14 protein-coding genes and 5 pseudogenes are annotated in these 20,409 nt (G+C 52.6%); 1 reads left to right on the top strand and 18 read right to left on the bottom strand.

The window, feature by feature from the left end:
• Positions 1-28 precede the first annotated feature (28 nt).
• The 14 genes and pseudogenes from JZM30_RS08350 to prfC form a co-directional block, all read right to left on the bottom strand.
• Entirely contained in the window at positions 29-919 is an 891-nt protein-coding gene (locus JZM30_RS08350; RefSeq protein ID WP_252318324.1) for a histidine kinase dimerization/phospho-acceptor domain-containing protein, read from the bottom strand.
• A gap of 83 nt (positions 920-1,002) precedes the next feature.
• Positions 1,003-2,203, bottom strand: a pseudogene (locus JZM30_RS08345) (IS3 family transposase).
• Between the two features lie 481 nt (positions 2,204-2,684).
• Entirely contained in the window at positions 2,685-3,443 is a 759-nt protein-coding gene (locus JZM30_RS08340) for a LysR family transcriptional regulator (RefSeq protein ID WP_438801485.1), read from the bottom strand.
• A gap of 108 nt (positions 3,444-3,551) precedes the next feature.
• Positions 3,552-4,981 (bottom strand): annotated as a pseudogene (locus JZM30_RS08335) (M20 family metallopeptidase).
• 35 nt (positions 4,982-5,016) lie between these two features.
• Complete coding sequence (locus JZM30_RS08330; protein WP_286673519.1) at positions 5,017-5,898, bottom strand: ATP-binding cassette domain-containing protein; 882 nt, start codon at positions 5,896-5,898, stop codon at positions 5,017-5,019.
• Complete coding sequence (locus tag JZM30_RS08325; protein ID WP_252318323.1) at positions 5,895-6,710, bottom strand: ABC transporter ATP-binding protein; 816 nt, start codon at positions 6,708-6,710, stop codon at positions 5,895-5,897. The genes JZM30_RS08330 and JZM30_RS08325 overlap by 4 nt, the downstream gene beginning before the upstream one ends.
• A 10-nt stretch (positions 6,711-6,720) precedes the next feature.
• A pseudogene (locus JZM30_RS08320) lies at positions 6,721-7,452 on the bottom strand (ABC transporter permease); the annotation flags it as partial.
• Positions 7,406-7,615, bottom strand: coding sequence for an ABC transporter permease subunit (locus JZM30_RS23900; RefSeq protein WP_438801492.1), 210 nt, complete (start codon positions 7,613-7,615; stop codon positions 7,406-7,408). The gene JZM30_RS23900 and the pseudogene JZM30_RS08320, both read right to left, overlap by 47 nt.
• A gap of 233 nt (positions 7,616-7,848) precedes the next feature.
• Positions 7,849-9,054: an ABC transporter substrate-binding protein gene (locus tag JZM30_RS08310; protein ID WP_252318321.1), complete on the bottom strand. Its 1,206-nt coding sequence runs from the start codon at positions 9,052-9,054 to the stop codon at positions 7,849-7,851.
• A gap of 314 nt (positions 9,055-9,368) precedes the next feature.
• Positions 9,369-10,238 carry a TatD family hydrolase gene (locus tag JZM30_RS08305; RefSeq protein WP_252318791.1) on the bottom strand — a complete coding sequence of 290 codons (870 nt, stop codon included), beginning with the start codon at positions 10,236-10,238 and terminating at the stop codon, positions 9,369-9,371.
• Between the two features lie 57 nt (positions 10,239-10,295).
• Complete coding sequence (locus JZM30_RS08300) at positions 10,296-10,508, bottom strand: CsbD family protein (RefSeq protein WP_252318790.1); 213 nt, start codon at positions 10,506-10,508, stop codon at positions 10,296-10,298.
• Positions 10,509-10,877: 369 nt separating this feature from the next.
• The gene (locus JZM30_RS08295) at positions 10,878-11,039 is read right to left on the bottom strand and encodes a DUF1328 domain-containing protein (protein ID WP_252318320.1); all 162 of its coding nucleotides are present in this window, start codon (positions 11,037-11,039) and stop codon (positions 10,878-10,880) included.
• Between the two features lie 170 nt (positions 11,040-11,209).
• Positions 11,210-11,804, bottom strand: a pseudogene (gene osmY, locus JZM30_RS08290) (molecular chaperone OsmY).
• Positions 11,805-12,208: 404 nt separating this feature from the next.
• Positions 12,209-13,798 carry a peptide chain release factor 3 gene (gene prfC / locus JZM30_RS08285; RefSeq protein WP_252318319.1) on the bottom strand — a complete coding sequence of 530 codons (1,590 nt, stop codon included), beginning with the start codon at positions 13,796-13,798 and terminating at the stop codon, positions 12,209-12,211.
• 149 nt (positions 13,799-13,947) lie between these two features.
• Between prfC and JZM30_RS08280 the strand changes: the two genes are divergently transcribed.
• Positions 13,948-14,172: a DinI-like family protein gene (locus JZM30_RS08280; RefSeq protein ID WP_252318318.1), complete on the top strand. Its 225-nt coding sequence runs from the start codon at positions 13,948-13,950 to the stop codon at positions 14,170-14,172.
• A 309-nt stretch (positions 14,173-14,481) separates the two neighbouring features.
• On the opposite strand, the gene JZM30_RS08275 is transcribed toward JZM30_RS08280, so the two are convergent.
• The 4 genes and pseudogenes from JZM30_RS08275 to JZM30_RS08260 form a co-directional block, all read right to left on the bottom strand.
• On the bottom strand, positions 14,482-16,485 hold the full coding sequence (locus tag JZM30_RS08275) for a phage tail fiber protein (protein WP_252318317.1): 2,004 nt from the start codon (positions 16,483-16,485) through the stop codon (positions 14,482-14,484).
• Positions 16,486-16,631: 146 nt separating this feature from the next.
• Positions 16,632-17,234, bottom strand: a complete 603-nt coding sequence (locus JZM30_RS08270) for a phage tail tip fiber protein (protein ID WP_252318316.1) — start codon at positions 17,232-17,234, stop codon at positions 16,632-16,634.
• Positions 17,188-17,565, bottom strand: a complete 378-nt coding sequence (locus JZM30_RS08265; RefSeq protein WP_252318315.1) for a phage tail tip fiber protein — start codon at positions 17,563-17,565, stop codon at positions 17,188-17,190. The genes JZM30_RS08270 and JZM30_RS08265 overlap by 47 nt, the downstream gene beginning before the upstream one ends.
• A 129-nt stretch (positions 17,566-17,694) precedes the next feature.
• A pseudogene (locus tag JZM30_RS08260) lies at positions 17,695-20,382 on the bottom strand (TipJ family phage tail tip protein); the annotation flags it as partial.
• Positions 20,383-20,409: the final 27 nt, after the last annotated feature.

The following is a 20,409-nucleotide window of genomic DNA, read 5'->3' as shown; positions in this document are numbered from 1 at the left end:
GCTCGACGTGCAGCGAGATTTGCCCTGACTATATACGCGAGAAATCCAGCAGGTTGTTGACGATATCCAGCAATGAGAGAGTACAAAGCCGGGCCGTTTCCGCCAGATGACTTTGCTTGGCGCATAGCGGGGTGAGTTGGAGCAATTCCAGCGCACCCAGTGAGCCGCTGAGCGGCGTGCGCAGTTCATGGCTGATGGTGGTCAGATGGCTGCTTTTACGTTTGTTGGCCTGTTCCGCCTGCTGCTTGGCGATAATCAACTCGCGCGTGCGTTCAACCACGGTATTTTCCAGGTTGTCATGTTGCACGCGCAGATCGTTCAACAGCCGGTTGTAAGCCTGGGCAATGCTGCCGAGTTCATCGTGACGGTTTTCCGGCAAACGCAGCGACAGTGGTGCCCGTTTCGTTTTATTGATGATATCGACAAAGTCCTGCAACGGGCGGGCCAGATGACGGTGGAGCAGCCCCAACAACATCAGTGTAATGAGGACTAACGTCGCTAATGCGAAAGGCAGTTGGCTGATGACGACAGACAGCGCTCGGTGGATGATATCCCGCGTTGGATACAGGATAACTTGTTGCCAGCCGGGCCCTTTCAACTGGGTGCGCAGTACCAGATAGCCGGGGATTTCCTGCCAGCCATCATGCAGCGTGACATCGTTGAACCGCGCCTGTAGTGCTTTACTTTGCTTCTCGTCGAGCAGGGAAAAAGGCAGTATGTGATTTTGCTTATCCAGCCAGAGGCTGATATCACTGCCGGAGAACAACTGGCCGTAAGAGAGCACATCGCTTAATTTGACCGAAAGCCCGGAGAGCATACCTTGTGAACTGGTGGCCGCAACGGAGATGCTCCAGCCTACGCCCTCTGTGTACTTGGGTTCGCCCCAGTGCATATTGTGGTTGACGGGGCCGCCAAGCAATTCCGTTAACTCGGTGCGTCGACGTGAAAAATAGTCGGCTGGGTGCTGGATTTGCCCCTATATTTCCAGACGCAAGATCACTCTTAAGTTAGCGATTCTCGCTGGCGACGATACTCTCGTGGTGAGCGATACCCCAGCGCGTTGTGTGGATGCTTCTCGTTATAGTGCTCGAACGCGATAGCCAGGTTTTTCAATGCCACTTGCTGATTCGGTTTGGGCATTATACTGATATAGTCGCGCTTCATCGTCTTCACGAAGCTCTCAGCCATTCCATTGCTTTGTGGACTCCTCACTGCCGTTGTCCTCGTTTCAAGATTCAATAGATGACCGAACGCCCTCGTTTCCTTCGCTGTGTAACAGGAGCCGTTATCGCTCAGGAACTCGATGGGGACCTCTGGAAGCCCATTTCCGAACCGCTTACTGACGCTGTTTACCATCACATCCATCACGATTTCACTGGTGTACCCGCCATTTGTCGCTATACAGTCCAGCGCCTCACGGTCACAACAGTCAAGCGCGAACGTGACACGCAGCTTATCGCCATTATCGCAGTTGAACTCGAAGCCATCCGAGCACCACCTGAGGTTACTTTCAGCAACCGCAACCCTGCCGTTGTGACTTCGCTGCTCTTTAGTAACGCCCTTTCTATCCAGCAACAGATGATTGTCGCGCATTACTCTGTAGACCCTTTTGGCATTAACTATCGCAAGCCTATCCTGCTGGCTTTCATCACGCAGTAATGCCCAGACTCGTCTGTAGCCATAGGTCGGCAATTCAGCAGTATGATGCCGTATTCTGCTGATAAGCTCAGCATCGTTGTGGTTAGGCTTCTGTCGGCGATCCTGCCACTCGGCAGAGCTTAGAAGATAAACCGATAACTGCGCACGCGACACATTAAGAGCGCGGCTGACCTGTGTCAGTCCGAATCCCCGGGCAGCAAGGGCGCGTGCGCTATCCATTTTTTTGCCCGGCCGTACTCCACGGCTTCTTTGAGGAGCTCAACCTCCATCGTTTTTTCCCCAGCAGCCGTTGCAGCTCTTTAATCTGCTTCATGGCAGCAGTGAGTGCAGAGGCCGGAACCACTTCTTCTGAGGCACTGACAGCAGTGAAGCTGCCATTCTGATACTGCCGGCGCCAAGTAACTACCTGATTAGGATTGATGCCGTGCAGGCGAGCCACGTGAGATACTGTCATCTTGGGCTCCATAGTCTGCTGAACAATAGCGATTTTTTCCTGAGCGGTACGCCGATGGCGGCGTTCAGGCCCTGACAGAACTGAGATCATTTTTTCGTTGTGACCGGTATTAAACATAGTTTTTAGACTACCTCTTATTTTAAGAGTGTCTATCTGTCTGGAGATCTAAGGGGCCAATCTAATCATCAAGCTCCAAAATAAAGTGGCATTAGGAAAACGGGAGATGGCTATTTCTTCGGAAATATCCTCACGCCGTAAAAACAGACTAACAAATTAATGATGAATTTAAATTGCGTTATCAATTCAATTTTCGACAATAAAAAACACAAATAATCATTATCAAGAATGAAAAAAAACCACAAAAAATAAAAATAAAGAAATAAAATTAATTCGATTTTTTAGTGTTCAGTCATCCCATAGCGCTGCCGCAATTGGCTGTCCATTTCTGTCAGCGTTTGCTTGAGAAACTGAAAAAACTTGCCAGCAGCGCGGTTCGGGGACGCCCGATTTCGGTCTGAATTTGTAGCATACGTTGCCCCAATGGTTCGACGTTAACGCAGCGGATCTGAAGCTAGTCGTTGAACATGTGCCCCATCACCGAAAAATGGCTACAGATACCGATAGCGTCGCGATCGTTACGCACGTAGCCGAATACTGCAGAAAATTGGTTGCTGGTAAACACCGGTTCGATAAATACGCTGTTCATTCGGCAGCACAGATCGAACAGTTGCCGGATGTTGGCGGTTTGATCCGGCAACACCAACGGATAGGCATTCAGATCGGACAAAGCGAAATCGCGCGTCGCCAGCGGGTGCTCTCGATGCATAAATGCGGTAACCGGTGCGGGAAACGAGGCGATGACATCAACCCCCGGCTCCGCCGCCAGGCTAAACTTAATCGCCACATCCCCTTCACCGTGCCGCACCCACTCCGGCACCTGCTGGCCGCTACCGACAATCAGGTGGAAATTAACTTCAGGGTGCAACTGGCGAAAACGCGCCAGCAACAGTGGCACCAGATTCAACGCCAGGCCATCGGTACACACCACGCGAATCGGGGTTTGCTGCCGAGATTTGAGGCCTTCTAATTCAGCGATCGCCAGCTTCATATCCGCCATGCTGCGTCTGACATGGTTTGCCAGAATTTGCCCGGCATCATTGAGCACCATACCGCGCGCACTGCGCTCAAACAGCGGCATACCCAGACGTTTTTCCAACCGTTGGATATGGCGACTAATTGCGGAAACCGCTACGAAAAGCTGCTGGCTGGCGGCGCTCAGCGAACCGGTGCTCACCACGGCCATAAAGTAACGGATTTCGGTATTGTGCATAGCTTCCCCTTGCGCTGAAAAACGACAACGCGCGCACCAAAAAATCAGCGCGCGCGAGTGCTGAGGCAATAGACAGTTCTGAAACGAATACACCTGCCAGCGATAGGATCAAGCCACGATGGCAGTAGCCGCGTGCTGCTCTCGCTGGCAACACACCTCCGCCCCCTGCTCTGCCAGATCCCACAGCATACCGGCCATCAGTTGCAGCGCCTCCTGTACGACCGATTGCAACAAATGCTCATTAGAGGCGTGATGGCTACAAGCCGGGTAAGAGTGCGGCACCCACAACGTCGGCAGCCCTAAGGTTTCGGAAAAACAGGTATTTGGCAGTCAACCGCCAAAGTTGGACAGGATGGCGGCTTTTTTCCCCGTCGTCCGGGCAATTGAGGCTTCGCCCCAGGCCACCCAGAGATCGCTGGGATCGAGCCGCGTTGCAGTAAAGCAGTGATCCTGGGTGACGATCGTGACATCTTCAAACCAGTGCGCATCCAAATGTTCACGCAAATAACGCGGAAAATTATCCACATCGCTGCCGGGCACGTAGCGCATATGGCAGTGCGCCCGCGCCACTGGTGGGATGGCATGGGCGGGTTTATCGGGATTGCCGGTGGTAAAGGCCAGCACGTCAAAGGTATTCCAACTGTAGAGCTTCCCTGCTGCCGTCAGGCCCGGCTCGTTCCAGTCAGGATCAATGGCCGGATCGTTGGGCCCCGCGCCCAAAGCGATATCGCTCAGCAGATAACGCACCTGCTCAGGCAATACTGCCGGGCGTAATCCCGGCACCAGAATGAGTCCACGCGCATCCACAATGCTGCTTAATGCATGGGCCAGACGAATGCCGGGGTTTGCCAACAGCCCGCCCCAGTTACCAGAGTGGTGCGCGCTTTCGCGCAGCTTTACCTGAAGCTCAACGTTAAACACCCCGCGCGAGCCCAGAAACAGCGTCGGGCGCTCGGCCACCACGCGCGGGCCGTCAGATGCGATAAACAAATCCTCTGCCAACCAGTCGCTATAGCGTGCGTACAGCGCATCCAGCCCGGGGGATCCGGTTTCCTCCCCATTTCCAGAATCAGCTTCAGGTTGTAGCCAAGTCGGCCTTGCTTCGCTTTCAGCACCAGCATCATGGCAGCCAGATTGATGGTATGCTGGCCCTTGTTATCCGCCGTACCGCGTCCATACCAGCGATCGCCATCCGGCGTGACTTTCCAAGGATCAACCCATTCCAGCCAGTTAGCTTCATCACCCAGCACCACATCACCATGGCCATACGTCAGTAACGTAAAGGGCGCTTCGGGTTCAATACGGCGCGCCAGCAGAAAAGGCCATTTTCCCGCTACCGGGTTATCCACAATGCGGCACTCAAAGCCTAATGCCTGAAGCGAGGGAACCATCTCTTCCGTCAGGTAGGCCATTATCTGGGGTGCTCGCTCTGCGACCAGACTTTCCGTTGGGTAGCTTACCCGCCGCGCCAGCGTTTCCAAAAACGCACCAGACGCCATATAGTCGCTCGCCGCTTGCATCAATTCTTCACGCGTAATCTGCCTGCATCCTTCTTCACTTTGCCGTGTTCTGGTCATAATCCACTGTAATGGGAGGAAATCTCGGGAATACCGAGCCCCGGCTCCGGCGTCAACACCGACGCGAGCAGTGCCTGGGTGTAAGGGTGTCTCGGCGTTTCGAAAATCTGCTCGCGCGTCCCCTGCTCGACGATGGCCCCTTTGCGCATCACGGCGACGTGATCCACCAGATGCTCCACCACCGCCAGGTTATGGCTGATAAACAGATAAGTCAGACCGAGTTCCTGCTTGAGCGTCATCAGCAGATTGAGGATTTGCGCCTGAACCGACACATCCAGCGCCGAGGTTGGCTCATCGCAGATGAGAATTGCCGGGCGCATGATCAGCGCGCGAGCGATAGCGACGCGCTGGCGCTGACCACCGGAAAGCTGGCCTGGATACTGCCCGTGGGTTCGGGTTGGCATCCCGACCAGGTCCAACATCTCCTGCACCCGCTGTTTGCGGGTTTCCGGGGTGCCGATGTTATGCAGACGTAGCGCAACTTCAGCGATATCGGCCACCGTGCGGCGTGGGTTCAGCGAGGAGTAAGGGTCCTGAAAAATCGGTTGAATGCGGGTCGCCAGCGCTTTGCGATCGCCCGCATCGATTTCACGCCCTTCGATCAGGACGTTGCCCGAGGTTGGTGGCAATAGTCCCAGCAGCATCTTTGCCAGCGTACTTTTACCGCAGCCGGATTCGCCCACCAGCCCAAGGGTTTCGCCGCGCCGCACGCGTAAAGAGACATTATTGACGGCGGTAAAGATACCGGGCCGCACAAACATCCCGCGATTAAGACAAAATTCGCGGCTCAGCGCGCAAAGCTCAAGCGCCAGATCGTCATTGCCGGGAATATAGGGGGCAGGTTGTACCGCGCCAAACGCCGTTACCGTTTCGTTCATGCCACATCCTCCCAGGCTTGTGCCTGAACACAGCGCACGTGCTGCTGCGGTGTCACCGCAACATAAGGCGGGTTTTCGCTACAACAAGCCTGCGCGCTGGGGCAACGATTGCGGAACGCACACCCTTGCTGCACACCGATAAGGCTCGGCACGACGCCGGGGATCGCCTGTAACAACTGGCCCGGAACGGTTTTTCCACGTACCGGGATGCATGACATCAGTCGTTTGGTATAAGGATGTTGCGGATGCCCAAACAACTCTTTCACCGGAGCGGTCTCAACAATCTGGCCGGCATACATCACCGCAACACGATCGGCGATACGTGCGACCACGCCAAGATCGTGAGTGATGAAAATCACCGCGGTACCCAGTTCCTGTTGCAATTCGCGCAACATGCGCAGGATCTGCGCCTGAATAGTCACATCCAGCGCCGTGGTCGGCTCATCCGCGATGATCAGCTCCGGCTCACACATCAGCGCCATAGCAATCATGATACGTTGACGCAATCCTCCCGACAGCTGATGCGGATACTGCCGCAGACGATCCCCAGCCTGCGGGATACCGACCCGTTCCATTAAATAGAGCGCGCGCTCTCTTGCCTGGGTTGGCGTCACCTTACGGTGCGCGTGCAGCGTCTCGCATAGCTGTTCGCCCAACGTGCAGGAGGGATTCAGCGATGTCATGGATTTACCGCACCCAGACTCGCCCACCAGACACCACATCTCGCCTTTACGCACTGAGAAATCAATACCGCGCACCGTGGGAAGATCAACGCGCAGGTCTTTGACATCCAACAAGCTATCCTGACTCATGGCAACCTCCTCAGTTACGCCCGTCTACAGCGGTGATATCGCGCAAGCCATCACCCACCAGGTTGATGCCGAGCACCACCACCGCCAGCACAATGCCGGGGATCAAAATCACCCAGGGCTGAAAGAACATGTAGGCTTTACCTTCTGCCACCATCAATCCCCAGGAGGGCATCGGCGGTTGTACCCCGAGCCCCAAAAAGGAGAGCGTGGCTTCCAGCAAAATGGCGTGGGCAATCTCAAGCGTTGCCACCACCTTCAGCGGCCCCAGCAAATTGGGCAGAATTTCCCGCACCATGATGAAAGCTGACGATGCCCCTAGCGTTTTCGCCGCAGCGACAAACCCCTCTTCTCGCAGTTGGCGGGTTACGGAGCGCGAGACGATCAGAAAGCGATCCCACAGTAGTAACCCGAGCAACAGAATCACCACTTTTACCGAGCCCCCCACCAGCGATGCCATCGCCAGCGCCACCAAAATCACCGGCATTGAGAGGCGCACCGCCAGCAGATAACCCACCACCGCGTCCACACGCCCGCCGAAGTAGCCTGCGACCACACCCAGCGTGATGCCAATAACGCCCGCCAGTGCGGCGGCGGCCAGCCCAATCAGTAATGAGACCCGCGCACCAAACAGAAGGCGACTTAAGTAGTCGCGCCCCAGCTTATCGGTGCCCAGGATGTGCTCCCAACTGCCCTTCTCATACCAGACCGGCGGGATCAGACGTCGGCTGACATCCTGCGCATAACATAAAGTCCAGTTCCACCATCGCCAGCGCGACTACGGGAATAATGGCATTGCGCAAACCGTGTTTGACGATGACGTGAAAACCACTCAGTCCCTTGGCACGCGCGGTGCGGATATAGTCAGCGTTCAGCACGTTCAGCATGCCGGAACGGGTAAGCCGCATCAGGGATGGCATGGAGTAGTAGCCCAACGCAGTGGCATACAGCGCAGCACGATCCTGGGTATTGATGGTTTCATCGGCCTTCAGCAAGGTATTGGTCACCTCGGGATCCTTCCAGATGTCATTACCCTTGCCACCAAAGTACGGCGTGGTGAACGCGGTAGCGTCGTTAATCGAGAACGAGCCCCAGGTATTGAACGCCATTGGCGCTTTGCCGGAAATCAACGCGTCCGCCATCACCGGAAACTGCACGTAATGCAGTCGAGCACGAATGCCAACCTGACGCAGATAGCCGATAATCGCTTCTGCGTAATCGCTTCTGTGTAATCGCGCTCACGGTAGGCCCAGATATCCGTATCAAACCCGTTGGGATAACCCGCTTCCGCCAACAGCTGTTTGGCTTTTTGCCGATCAAACGGGTAATTGATCACCTTGCTGGCATCGCATGCCACTTGCTCACGGAAACAGGCGGTGTAAACCGGTTTACTGCCGCCTTTCACCAGATTTGTCACCATGCTTTGGCGATCGATGGCGTAATTCACCGCCTGGCGCACTCGCACATCCTGAAAGGGCTTTCCTTCCGCCGAATCGCTGTGAATGCTCATCGCCACAAAGCCGACGCGCATGGTTTCACCGCTTTTCACGGCGAGATTTGGCATGGAAGACAACGCCTCGGTCTGATCGGAAGGCACGCGCCAAATCCAATCCACCTGCCCGGTCATCAACTGTGCCAGAAGGGTTTCCGGGTCACGGATCACCACGAAATTTAGCTTGCCGATCTTGGGCTGACCAAGGGGACTCTCTTTGAAGTAATCGGGGTTTTTCTCCATGGTGACCCCCTGGCCGGGGATCACCTGCACCACCTTATACGGGCCGGTGCCGATCGGCGCACGGCTAAAGCCCGCCAGCTTCACGTTCTGGAAATACTTCGCCGGAAAGATAGGTGTCGGGCCGGACAGATACTCCAACGCCGCCGGGAAAGGCTTGGCTAAATGCAGGAGGACCGTGTAGTCATCCACCTTTTCGGTGCGCGCAATCCAGTTGACGCTTTGCGGTACTACCGAGTCGGTATTCGGTCCAGCAATATGTCCGAAGGTATAGACGACGTCATCCGCCGTGAAATTATAGCCATTGTGAAATTTGACCCCTTGGCGTAAATGCATCAGTAATGCAGTCGGAGATTCCCACTGCCAATCGGTAGCCAGTTCCGGTTTGTATTCACCGGTTTTCGGATCGCGGTAAACCAGGTTGCTCCACACCAGATGGGCTAAAGTAACGCCTTCCCGCATGGTATTGTGATAGGGGCTGACATTTTCTATCTCACTGTCAGAGGCATAGACCAACGTATCATTGGCTTTCCCGGCGTAACTTTGGGCGGCCATTCCCATCAGCACTGCCGTGAACACGTATTGTTGTAGCCGTCTTGCAAGTAAACGCGTCATGTTACTCTCCACACCATGAATAAAAGGAGGAATACAAGGATCATCGTTCATCCTGGTTCATGGTGTTTTTGCAAGAGTGACGCCAACCGGGTTACCAGCTTGTTACTGATTTAAGACAGTTGCTTTCTCAAAGCTAGAAACCGCCGCGCTGCTGCCGTTGTTGCGCATTGAGCAATAATAAATCGCTATCCATTAGCCATGAGCGCAACGCGTTTGCAAGCAACCGCGCGATGTAGCGGTGCAGGGAAGAAGATCGATAACGGTGCAGAGCGTCGATTTTTTGCACTATTAATGAGAGTAGCGATAAGGTGTTGCTATTTCTCGCTTTGAGAAACGGCGTTTGCTACCCCACCATTGGCGTCAATGCCGGGCAAGGTAAACAGGCGAAAGGTGTTGCGATACAACGCGTCTGCGATCACTTCCGGCGGCTCTGAGCACAGCTCACACAGGGTATGAAACACATTGGCCGCGCGCTCTGGGCGATTGGGTTGTCCCTGAAAACCATTAAGCGGCATATCGGGCGCATCGGTTTCCAGCAACAGGCTATCGAGAGGCAGGCGAGAAATCGCCTGACGAGTTTTATTGGCGCGTGGATAAGTGATGGTGCCACCGACGCCAATGCGGTAACCCAATTTGATAAAGACCAGCGCTTGCTGCTCGCTGCCGGCAAAACCGTGCGCCACGCCTTTACGCGGCACATCGATACGGCGTAATAACTGCGCCAAACGATCGTGAGTGTGTCGCGAGTGCAGCATCACCGGCAAGTCATAGCGCTTCGCCAGCGCCAGTTGCGCTTCCAAAAGTTCACATTGGCGTTCGAAACGAGGCTCGGCCATATACAGATCCAGCCCAATTTCCCCTACCGCGATCAGTCTGTCATCGCGTTGGCGTAGCTGCTGTTCAAGCAGATCCAGATCGCTGTCCTGATGATGAGCAACATAGAGTGGATGCAGGCCAAGCGCAGCAAAGAGCGCTGGGTGAGTTTGAGAAAGCGCAATGATGCGTGCAAAATAGCGGGACTCAACCGCAGGCACAAGAATATGCGTTATCCCTGCCGTTGCGGCGAGCGCAATACTTGCCACTTCATTTTCGCTCAACGGCGTAAAATCAAAGTGACAATGAGTATCTATAAATGAGTATCTATAAAGGAAAACGGTCTGGGGAAATGATCCATGCCTTAGTATAACGCGGCCTTAGCGCAACGTTAAATAAGTGCAACGTAAAATCAGTACAGCGTTAAATCAGTGCAGCGTTGCCGAACCTTTTCCCGCCTGCACAGCGGCATCCGACACGTCATCGCCCTCTTGCAGGCCGTAATCTTCCTGCAAGATGCCGGCAAGATAATCATTGTTACTTTCCAGCCAGACACAATCGCTGTCAAACCACTCGGCCCACAGCGCCCAGAAGTTCCCTCTCAACTGCTTCCGTCGACCTACCACGATATCGCTATTCATCACGAACCTACCGAACAAACCGCACCGTAATCACACCAACGTTCAGCAAGCATCGCAAACAGTATGCGGGGTGACGATGACAATCTTATTATGGTTCAGATTGATTTTCGTTAACACCCCGTGCGCAGACTAAAATTTCAGATAAATGGCGATTGTGAGTGCGTCTATACCCTAAATAATTCGAGTTACAGGAAAGCGGCAAGTGAAGGAATCCCGATGAGCTTACTCAGGTAAGTGATTCAGGTGACAAATCTGCCGGAAGCAGATTTGAACGCCGCTGGCGGCGGCCTCGTAAGGGGTGAGGCCCAGAGATGGGCCGAATAACAAACGCAGCCAACGCACCAGTAACTTGAAGTATGACGTATATAGCTAAGGTCGCTTACGTCCCGCGAACAGACTGACCAGAAACAGAATGATCCCGACAATGAAGACAATTTTGGCCGCACCCGCTGCGGTCCCTGCCAGTCCACCGAATCCCAGCGTCGCTGCAATCAGCGCAATCACCAGAAAAATAATGCCCCAACGAAACATACGCTATCCTTACCTTAATGAGGGTGAGTGGCGCTCGTCCTGAGGTTAATTACGCATACCGCTGCGTTTCCACCTGTGTTTGATTCTTACGACACCAAGTGCTAATTGGCTTGAGGATGGCGGAGGTTAACCTCCGCCGAATACGTGAGCATTAAAGGGCGACAGGCCCGTTAATGGGTGACGGTCAGATCATTTTTAACGCTTTTCACACCAGATACCGCCTTGGCGATACTCTCTGCACGCGCTGACTGAGCAGTATTTTTCACGTTACCGCTCATTTGCACCACCACTTCCTGGGTTTCCACTTTCACGTGGCGCGACGGCACAATTTTATCAGCCGACAGTTTGGCCTTGATGCTGCTGGTGATGACCGCATCATCGGTATAAGAACCCACTGACTGGGTGGCGTTATCCTTGATTTGCAGTTTATCACTCACCGACTGCACGCCTTCGGTCTTGGTCGCCACCGCCTGACTAGGAACAAAACCGGTCAGCGTAACCACGCCTTTGGTGGTGGAGACGGAAGATGTCCCCGCTCTCGATGGCTTTGTCATCCATCAGAGCTCTCTTCACCTTGGCGGTGATGGTGCTGTCATCCATATACCCAGAGGCTTTCTGGAGAGAACTGTCAATTTTTGCGCCCGTCGTTGTCGCCGCCTGCTGCACTTTCTGCCCCAGCGTCTCTTCTGCCAGTGCGTTACCCGCCGTCAGCAGAGTACCCAGTACAACAGCCATCATCGTTTTTGCGTTAAGGATGTTTTTCATCGATTATTTCCTTTTGCTAGGGTCCACGCGGACATCAATCACGCTGGTGTTGGCACTCAATGCAACGCAGCAAAAAAACAGGTGTTTAACGTTACCAAATATCACGTAGTCGATATAACGCACTACATGATTTATCACCAGCAGTGAAACTCACTAATTGTTAACGCGATATTAACTATAGTGCATGGAACGACGATTCCTAGCGGAATAGGGAGGAAAAGTCCCTTTCCGGCGGCATTTCGGATTTGTCTGTGGAAAAAAAGGGCGAGAGAAAATCAAATAAAATCATATTAACCAGTTGATAAATAAACACAAAACAAAACAGGCGTTTAAAAAACCGGACGCTATGCCCGAATCCTTTTAAACGCCGGTTTTTTAACCGACTAAGCCGCAGTAGCCGAAAATTAGTGCTCTCGGGTTTTGAAGAAAGTGACGTCTGGGTAGCGTTCCTGCGTCAAATTCAGATTCACCATGGTCGGTGCCACATAAGCCAGGTTGTCGCCACCATCGAGCGCCAGATGCAATTCATTCTTGCGCTTGAACTCTTCAAATTTCTTCGCATCGGCACACTCAACCCAACGTGTGGTGGATACGTTGACCGATTCATAGATGGCTTCCACGTTGTACTCTGACTTCAAGCGCGCCACCACCACGTCAAACTGCAACACCCCCACAGCCCCGACAATCAAATCGTTGTTGGCCAGTGGGCGGAACACCTGTACTGCCCCCTCTTCCGAGAGTTGCACCAACCCTTTGAGCAGTTGTTTCTGCTTTAACGGATCGCGCAGACGGATACGGCGGAACAGTTCCGGCGCAAAGTTCGGGATACCGGTGAATTTCATCTCCTCACCTTGGGTAAAGGTATCACCAATCTGGATGGTGCCGTGGTTATGCAACCCAATGATATCGCCGGGGAATGCCTCTTCCACATGAGAACGGTCACCCGCCATAAAGGTCAGCGCATCGGAAATGACCACATCCTTGCCGGTACGCACCTGACGCAGCTTCATGCTCTTTTCATACTTGCCGGACACCACGCGCATAAAGGCGACGCGGTCGCGGTGTTTCGGGTCCATATTCGCCTGAATCTTGAACACGAAACCGGTGAATTTCTCTTCCTGCGCGGTAACGGTGCGGGTATCAGTATTGCGCGGCATCGGCGCAGGTGCCCAGGCGACCAGTCCATCCAGCATATGATCGACACCGAAGTTACCCAGCGCGGTGCCGAAGAACACCGGCGTCAACGCACCAGACAGGAAAGCCTCCAGCTCAAACTCATGAGAAGCGCCCCGCACCAGTTCCAGTTCTTCACGCAGTTGTGCGGCCAGATCTTCACCGACAGCTTTATCCAGATCCGGGTTATTCAACCCTTTGACGATACGCACTTCCTGGATCGTGTGGCCCTTACCGCTCTGATAAAGATAAGTTTCATCCTTGTACAGATGGTAAACGCCCTTGAACAGCTTGCCGCAGCCAATCGGCCAGGTGATCGGCGCACAGTCGATTTTCAGCTCACTTTCGACCTCATCCAACACCTCCATCGGATCGCGGATATCGCGGTCAAGCTTGTTCATGAACGTCAGGATTGGCGTATCACGCATACGCGTTACTTCCATCAGCTTGCGGGTACGATCTTCGACGCCTTTTGCCGCATCGATCACCATCAGGCAGCAGTCCACTGCCGTCAACGTGCGGTAGGTATCTTCAGAGAAGTCTTCGTGCCCAGGGGTATCCAGCAGATTGACCAGCGCCTCCCGATACGGGAACTGCATCACGGAAGTGGTGATGGAGATACCACGCTGCTTTTCCATCTCCATCCAGTCTGACTTAGCGTGCTGGCTCGAACCGCGCCCCTTCACCGTTCCGGCGGTCTGAATGGCCTGTCCGAACAGCATAACTTTCTCGGTAATGGTGGTTTTACCGGCATCGGGGTGAGAAATGATTGCAAATGTTCTTCTGCGCTTTACTTCTGCGGCATAGGAGAGATTGGTCATCTTGTTACCTTAAATATGTACAACCATATGTACAAAATAAAAACTCATGCCACGGATTGTACATCTTGACAACAAACCTTCATAGCAATCGTTGAAAGCTGGTTATTTATCAAGTATAAATACCTCATTATCTTAATGAGGATCTCGCCATGAAAGTTGAAGTCACGATCGCCAAAGAGAAGAAGTTACCCAACGGTGCCTCTGAAGCGCTGCAAAAGGAGTTTGGCCGCCGACTGGAAGCCAGATATCCCTATTGTCAGTTAACAGTACGCAGAGCGGGGAGTGATGGATTAACGGTATTCGGTGTGGATCGGGATGAGGTTAGCGAAATGCTACAGGAAACGTGGGAATCGGCAGACGATTGGTTTAATTGAGTGCGGCGAATCGCGCAAGTCTGATACTTATTACTCGCATTAGGAATCCCTCCGCATAGACTATTTCATAACACATATACGGAGGAAGCTTATGAAGACTATCAATTATCGTGGAACGCCTGTCTACATACTGTACGAAAATGACATGCTCACTGAGTGCACGCATGGTTCATGCGCAATCATAAAAGACTCGGGCTTTTATTTAGCCACACATGTGGGCCATAAAGAAGCCCGAGCAATCCACATAGACCCTGTGTCCACACTTAAAGACGCGCTCGACATCATTGCCGAGCGGCGCGGGATTTTCGTTTAGCTTGCAACGGTGTTGCAGTAAACATTACTATGCATCATTTTCGGTTTAGGCTCTTCACGTTTTGGCATCTGCCCGCGCACCGATATGAAGGTGTCCCGAGGGATATCTATCGGCTCGCCGTTCGCGCAGCCCCCCCCCCCTATCTCGTTACGTGCGAACGCTGGCGCGTCCGGGTGTGGCCGGTGATAGGTGCGAATGATGATAGAGCCATCGGGATTTATCTGTTCGCTGCCCTCATCACCGCCCCATGTACGATCGGCATTCAAGCCCAAACAGCCGGAAATTCTATACACCCCTTCGCTCAGGCGTTCGGTGGTGATGCCTTCGGCCTCACTGGTGAGTTCGCTGGTGCCGTCTGCAAACAACTTCACTACCGGGCTTGCCGTTTTCCAGAAGCCGTTGGAATCAGCCACGGCGTTATTGCCGGAAACGAGAGCGATACCAGTAGCCGCGGTCGAGAAACTTATGTAAGTTCGCCCCGTTGTTGACGATAGTGACGGGTCACGGAATATCCTTAAAACCCCTGCGTTATTGGTGATTCTGAATGTGCGTCCAACCGTTCCGGTTGCGACGTTTGAATCATCAAGCACCGTGTTGTGGTTGCCTGCCGTTATCGTTGGGGATTGAGCAAAGGTTTTTGCTCCGGTTATTGTCTGAATAGTACCCGAGTCTACAATTTCATAATTCTCTCCAGACCCGACCTGGACCAATGGCATCGCGCTGCCGTGGATAGTGGTTGGCGCTGCGGCGTCTCCGAGGCGAACAACGTTCGAGGCGTTGATGTGCGCCAGGTTTCTTACATTACCGCCTGTCAATGTTCCACGAAAAGCAACGGCGTTTGAAACTACCACTGCAGCGGTGTGTGTTTTAATCGCCGTTATAGTTTGTGCGGTACTAAGCGTCATATGAGCGGCCCATGTCGTCCACACATTATTGGTTCGGTGCCTGGCCGCCAGCTCACCACTTGGCCCTACCTGCACCTGCATGATTTGCCCGGTTCCGTCAGCACCACCAGCACGGAAAGCAACAACGGCAGGACTAAATTGATAATACCAATTTGTAGCGGAAGCTGGCTCAACAAACCCTGCCGTAACTGAGTTATTGCCGTCCAAAATAGTAGGCATCGAGATACCGGCAGATTGCGACCTGCCTAGCCCATGCGCACCGTTAAGCAACATAGAGCCTGGAGTTGTGTCGTTGACGCCGGTTTGTTTTATTAGGTTTTTGTCTGTCCAAACATCATAAGTAACAGTTTGCCCGCCCGATGTTGTACCAGCAGACATTCGCACACCATTGGCAGAATTACCCGCGCTACCATGAGGGCCAACGCTAATCAGCGACCACATGTCATTAACGCGCGTATAAATACTTGCGGCGTTCTGCTTCGCGTAGGTGCTGTTGTATTGAAGTCTTAGAACGCTACTTGGTGTATTGGCTCCACGCAGATAGGTCAGCAAATCGGTGTCTGAGGTTATGCCGGACAACTGCCCGCTACCACCCCAGCCCCAAGCCCCATTTATCAATAACGAGCCTGCGGTGGCATCAAATGCGCCCGTCTGCTTAACTCCTGTAACCTTCCCATCCAGTGCAACATCCCAAGCCTGCTGTGAGCGAACAGTAACGGCCTGACCATCTGGCGTGGTGAGCGTAACGTTTCCCGTTCCTGTTAATATCTGCTGCCAGCCCGATAACTGCTGCTGGTAATAAGCCAGCGTTGATGCAAACTCATGGGCAAATTGTTCAATGGAGACAGCCGGTGAAGTGGGAATGGCATAGGCTTTTCCTGTTCCCGTTGTGCCAGTAAATGCAGATACCAGCGTTAATTGTGTATCGGATTGCACAGACTCAATTTCATAAATCTGAACAGTGCCAGCAGCAGGCAATAATAACATCCGCCCTGCTGATACACCGTTTAATGGATTAGTGAATTGTGTTCCTGTGCCCGTAATGATTTTACTGCCGTTAGTTGCAGCGATAGTTCCAATTTTATACCAAGACATGAACACCTCTGTGATTTACGATGCCAGCCAACACTTAGAATAAAAATATTTATTAAATATATTTAAAGCGTTAATAAACATCAAAGGAAGATGCCCCAACCATGAATGCAATCACTTCAAAATCAGGTATTGTAAGCCTTAGATTCCTAGGGGGCAGAAGTATTGGCTAATATTGTTATAGTTACTGACGTATCTCCGACTTCCATTTGGTGCATAAAACTGATTGGTATATATATTCTACCTGCTCCATACGTCCCACTGCCTGATGTGAAAATCATTGATTTTTTAAGTGAGTCATTTACTTTTACCTGTACTTTATTCACTTGAGTAGCATCATTGGTGTTAACAAAAGAAACATTCAGACCAATACTCACTGCCATCCTGTATCTTCCTGAAGCAAAGTATTTAATAGTTCTTGAATCAACACCTTGGCTATCAATCCCTGGAACCAGTACACCATTAACAACATCCCCTTCTAGCTTTTCAGCATAAACTGGGCCATAAAATCTACCGCCACCATCCTTGTCTAACATCCAACCTGTTCGATTGATGTCACTAAACGTACTTGACTTAATCACGCCGGATATTTTTGCATTCGTTATAGCTGCATCTGCAATTTTAGTCTCCGTAATTTCTGCATCCTTAATTTTCGAGGCAGTTATCGTGGCATCACCAATAACCGCAGAATCAATAATTACCTGATTACCCTGCGTGGTGAATATTAATTGCTGATTTCCCCCCAGCCGCATTCATGATCGAGAATCGGTCTTGCAGGAATATGGTATTCGATTGCATCCCCTCATCCGTGTCCTCAATGCTCTGTGTCATACCGGCTACATATTGACGCCCATCCGCATCAATTTTAATGCGAAGGGTACGATAGGCCGACAACTTTGCGTCAGTGCCATTAACCACACTACTAATGTCGCTAATTTCACTTGTGACGCCGTTAACCGTGGAAGTCAGGGACGTTATCTGCGTCGCCTGCGCGGTCAGTTGCCCATCGATATTTGTAACTGAGGTTTGCAGTCCCTGCACCGCCGCCGCATTCGCTGTAAGGCCGGTTACAGGATCGTTCATCTGGCTGTTGAGATTGGTCAGTTGCTGCTATGTGGTTTCGTTTTGCGTTGCCACTGTCTGCTGTAACTGCGTCAGATTACTGTTAGCCGTGCCTATACTTGATTGCATTTCCAACATCGCAATCGTTCTGGCCTCGACTTTATTTGTAATTGCAGCACGCGTTTCGGTGATTTCTGCCGCTCTGTCGCCGTTCTGCGCGCGCCAGCGTCGTGTTTCAGCATCGTTAGTCAGGCTGTTGCGGATAATCGCTTTCGCCTGTTCAATGCTGTTCAGCATGCCGTCCGAGATTTGCTGGGTATTGTTCTCAACCTCACCGACCAGAGATTTCCATGCGTCTGTTTCAGTGATTTCACCCACAATCACATCCGTAATATCGCTTACGTCTGTGCTGGATTCCCCGCGTATCCAGTTCGTCCACGGTCCCTGATTGCCTGACTTGTCAACAATACGGGCGCGGTAAAAGAACTCCTGGCCGACACTGAGCCACATTTGCTGATACGTGCGAGTGGGGTAAGCCACATCAGCCAGTAGTAACGCATTCTGGCCGTCGCTCGTCGGGGAATATTGAATCTCCGTTTTTAGGGTATCGTCTGTGTCAGCAGGGAAACTCCAGTTTAGCTGGATACCAAAAACGAGCGGTGTTGTGATGAAACTTGCCAGCGCAGGCGGGTTACCCTCTTTACCGTTAAGTCGGGTTTCCTGTGCATTGGCCCACATGCTGGATATTTCTGCCGCGTTAATTGCGCGGACACGGGCTTGATATTGCCCGGCGTAAACACCAGGTACTTCAAAGCCCAGCGCGGAAGTGCGCGGAGCATTTATCCAGTTGCCGTTATCGCGCCGCCATTGAGATTCATAAGCGATTGCGCTTTCAGCCCGCTCCCACGTCACCCGCAATGTCGTAATGTTTATGCCCTGATCGACCGTGTTATAACTGCCAATCTCAACATTAGCAGGCGCGGGTTGCACCGACGGAGGAACAACACTGATAGGCCGAGATTCAATGCGTGCTCCGTTATCAATCTTGTCCCATTTGTCCGGGTCATACTCGACGCCGGTGATATCAAATGACAGACCGCCATCCGACTCAGCCACACCAACAATGCGGTACAGTTGCAAAGCTAAATCAGTGGCATCTATTGCCCAGACCGATTCTGCGATCGGCGTTTCGCTGTAGTCTGTTGTGACCGTAATGATTTTGTCGTTTACCGCTTCAATGGTGCGCCCTTCTGCTTTCCCACTCGGCAGGTTAACAATCAGGCGCTCACCAATGGCCGCAGAAGAGACGCGGTCAAGCGTGATGTTTCGCCCGTCAACCGCGCTGATGCGACCACCCAGGGGACGTCCTGCCAGTAACGAATCAGCAACCCCCACAATCGAGCCTGGCACCGGAATATCGCCATCCAACCCCATCGTGTACGCAATAGCCCTGCCCGCATCATTGGTGTGCAAAATCCATTTACCACGGCGGATCGCCTCCGTCTGGCGTATGCAGCCAATCTCCGTCACTTCAGCCTGTTTGATTTCGTATCGCTTAACCAACTTGTTATCATTGACGGCTTCAACAGCATCCTGATAACTATTGGCCGGATCGGACCAGGCCACCATAGCCTGGCTGTAATGAGTTTTCTCGCTGGCGTTGCTGTAAGTAAATTTCCCGTCTTTCACGTTGGCGCGCGTGGCGATGTAATCAATATCACGCGGCATATCGGCGATCACGTTCATCTGGTTATTGCCCCAGAACGTAGCACCGCGAAAAATTGCGGCCAGATCATTAAGCACGGTCCAGGCTTCTTCCTGCGACTGGATATACACATCGCACAAAAACCGTGGCTCCGTGCTGTCACCGCCACGGCCATCAGGGACCAACTGGTCGCAATACTGCGCAATCTGGTACAGCGTCCACTTCGAAACGGAAAGGTTTTCAGCTTTGATACGGTTGCCAAGACCAAAGCGATCACTGATCTGGATGTCGTAATACACCCAGGCAGGGTTATTGGTGAACGCCCATTTAAAGGTGCCGTCCCATGCCCCGCTGTAGGTGCTGGCTACCGGGTTATAGTTTGTAGGGACGCGGATAATGCGCCCATCGGGCTCACAGGAAATCACAGGGATATTCTGAAACTGCTTCGCATCAAACTGGACAAACAGCAATGCGGTTTCCGGGTAACGTAATTTCGCATCAATGATTTCCGTAATAGCATCAATCGCCATTTTATCGGCAATGCGGTTACTCGCTGAATTGGGTGTAATGCGACGCACGCGGATTTGCCAGCCGGTTGTTGCATCGGGTAAATCAATGCGATGACTACGTTCATATTTTGTGGTGGTCTTCCCATCTATCGCCGTTTTTAGCAGTTCCTTATAGCCATCCGTGGCCACATCAATGGCATACTCAATGCGATAACCCACTACATCGCCGTTATCCAGTTGTTGCTGGAGCGCAGACCACGAAAAGCGCAGGCGCGCTGCGGAAAGTTGGGTATTCGTCAGGGAGCGTACCCACGCTGTCTGGCTCGTTAATTCTGTGCTGACGGTAATTTCATTCTCAACGCCAGGGAAGCCGGGGATGTAGGATTGATCGGGTGTGCCAGAACGAAACTCCCACGTCACCCCTGAAAAATTAGCGTTACCATTGGCATCAGTGATCGGCGTTCCGTCCAGAAAAACACGGGTGCCATCCAGCCCACCGCTAAACCCCCCTTCACCCAGCGCCAACAGGATTTTTGCATAGGACGTTGACTGAATAGAATCCGGCGACTCAACCGGCGTCCGGGCATTGCCGCTGCCACCTTTGCGACCACGAATTGTCTGCATGGATACTCCAGAAAAGAAAAAGCCCAC

The sequence above is a fragment of the Candidatus Symbiopectobacterium endolongispinus genome (assembly GCF_018777385.1).
GTDB lineage: Bacteria > Pseudomonadota > Gammaproteobacteria > Enterobacterales > Enterobacteriaceae > Symbiopectobacterium > Symbiopectobacterium endolongispinus.
This window is presented reverse-complemented; position numbering and strand designations above follow the sequence as displayed.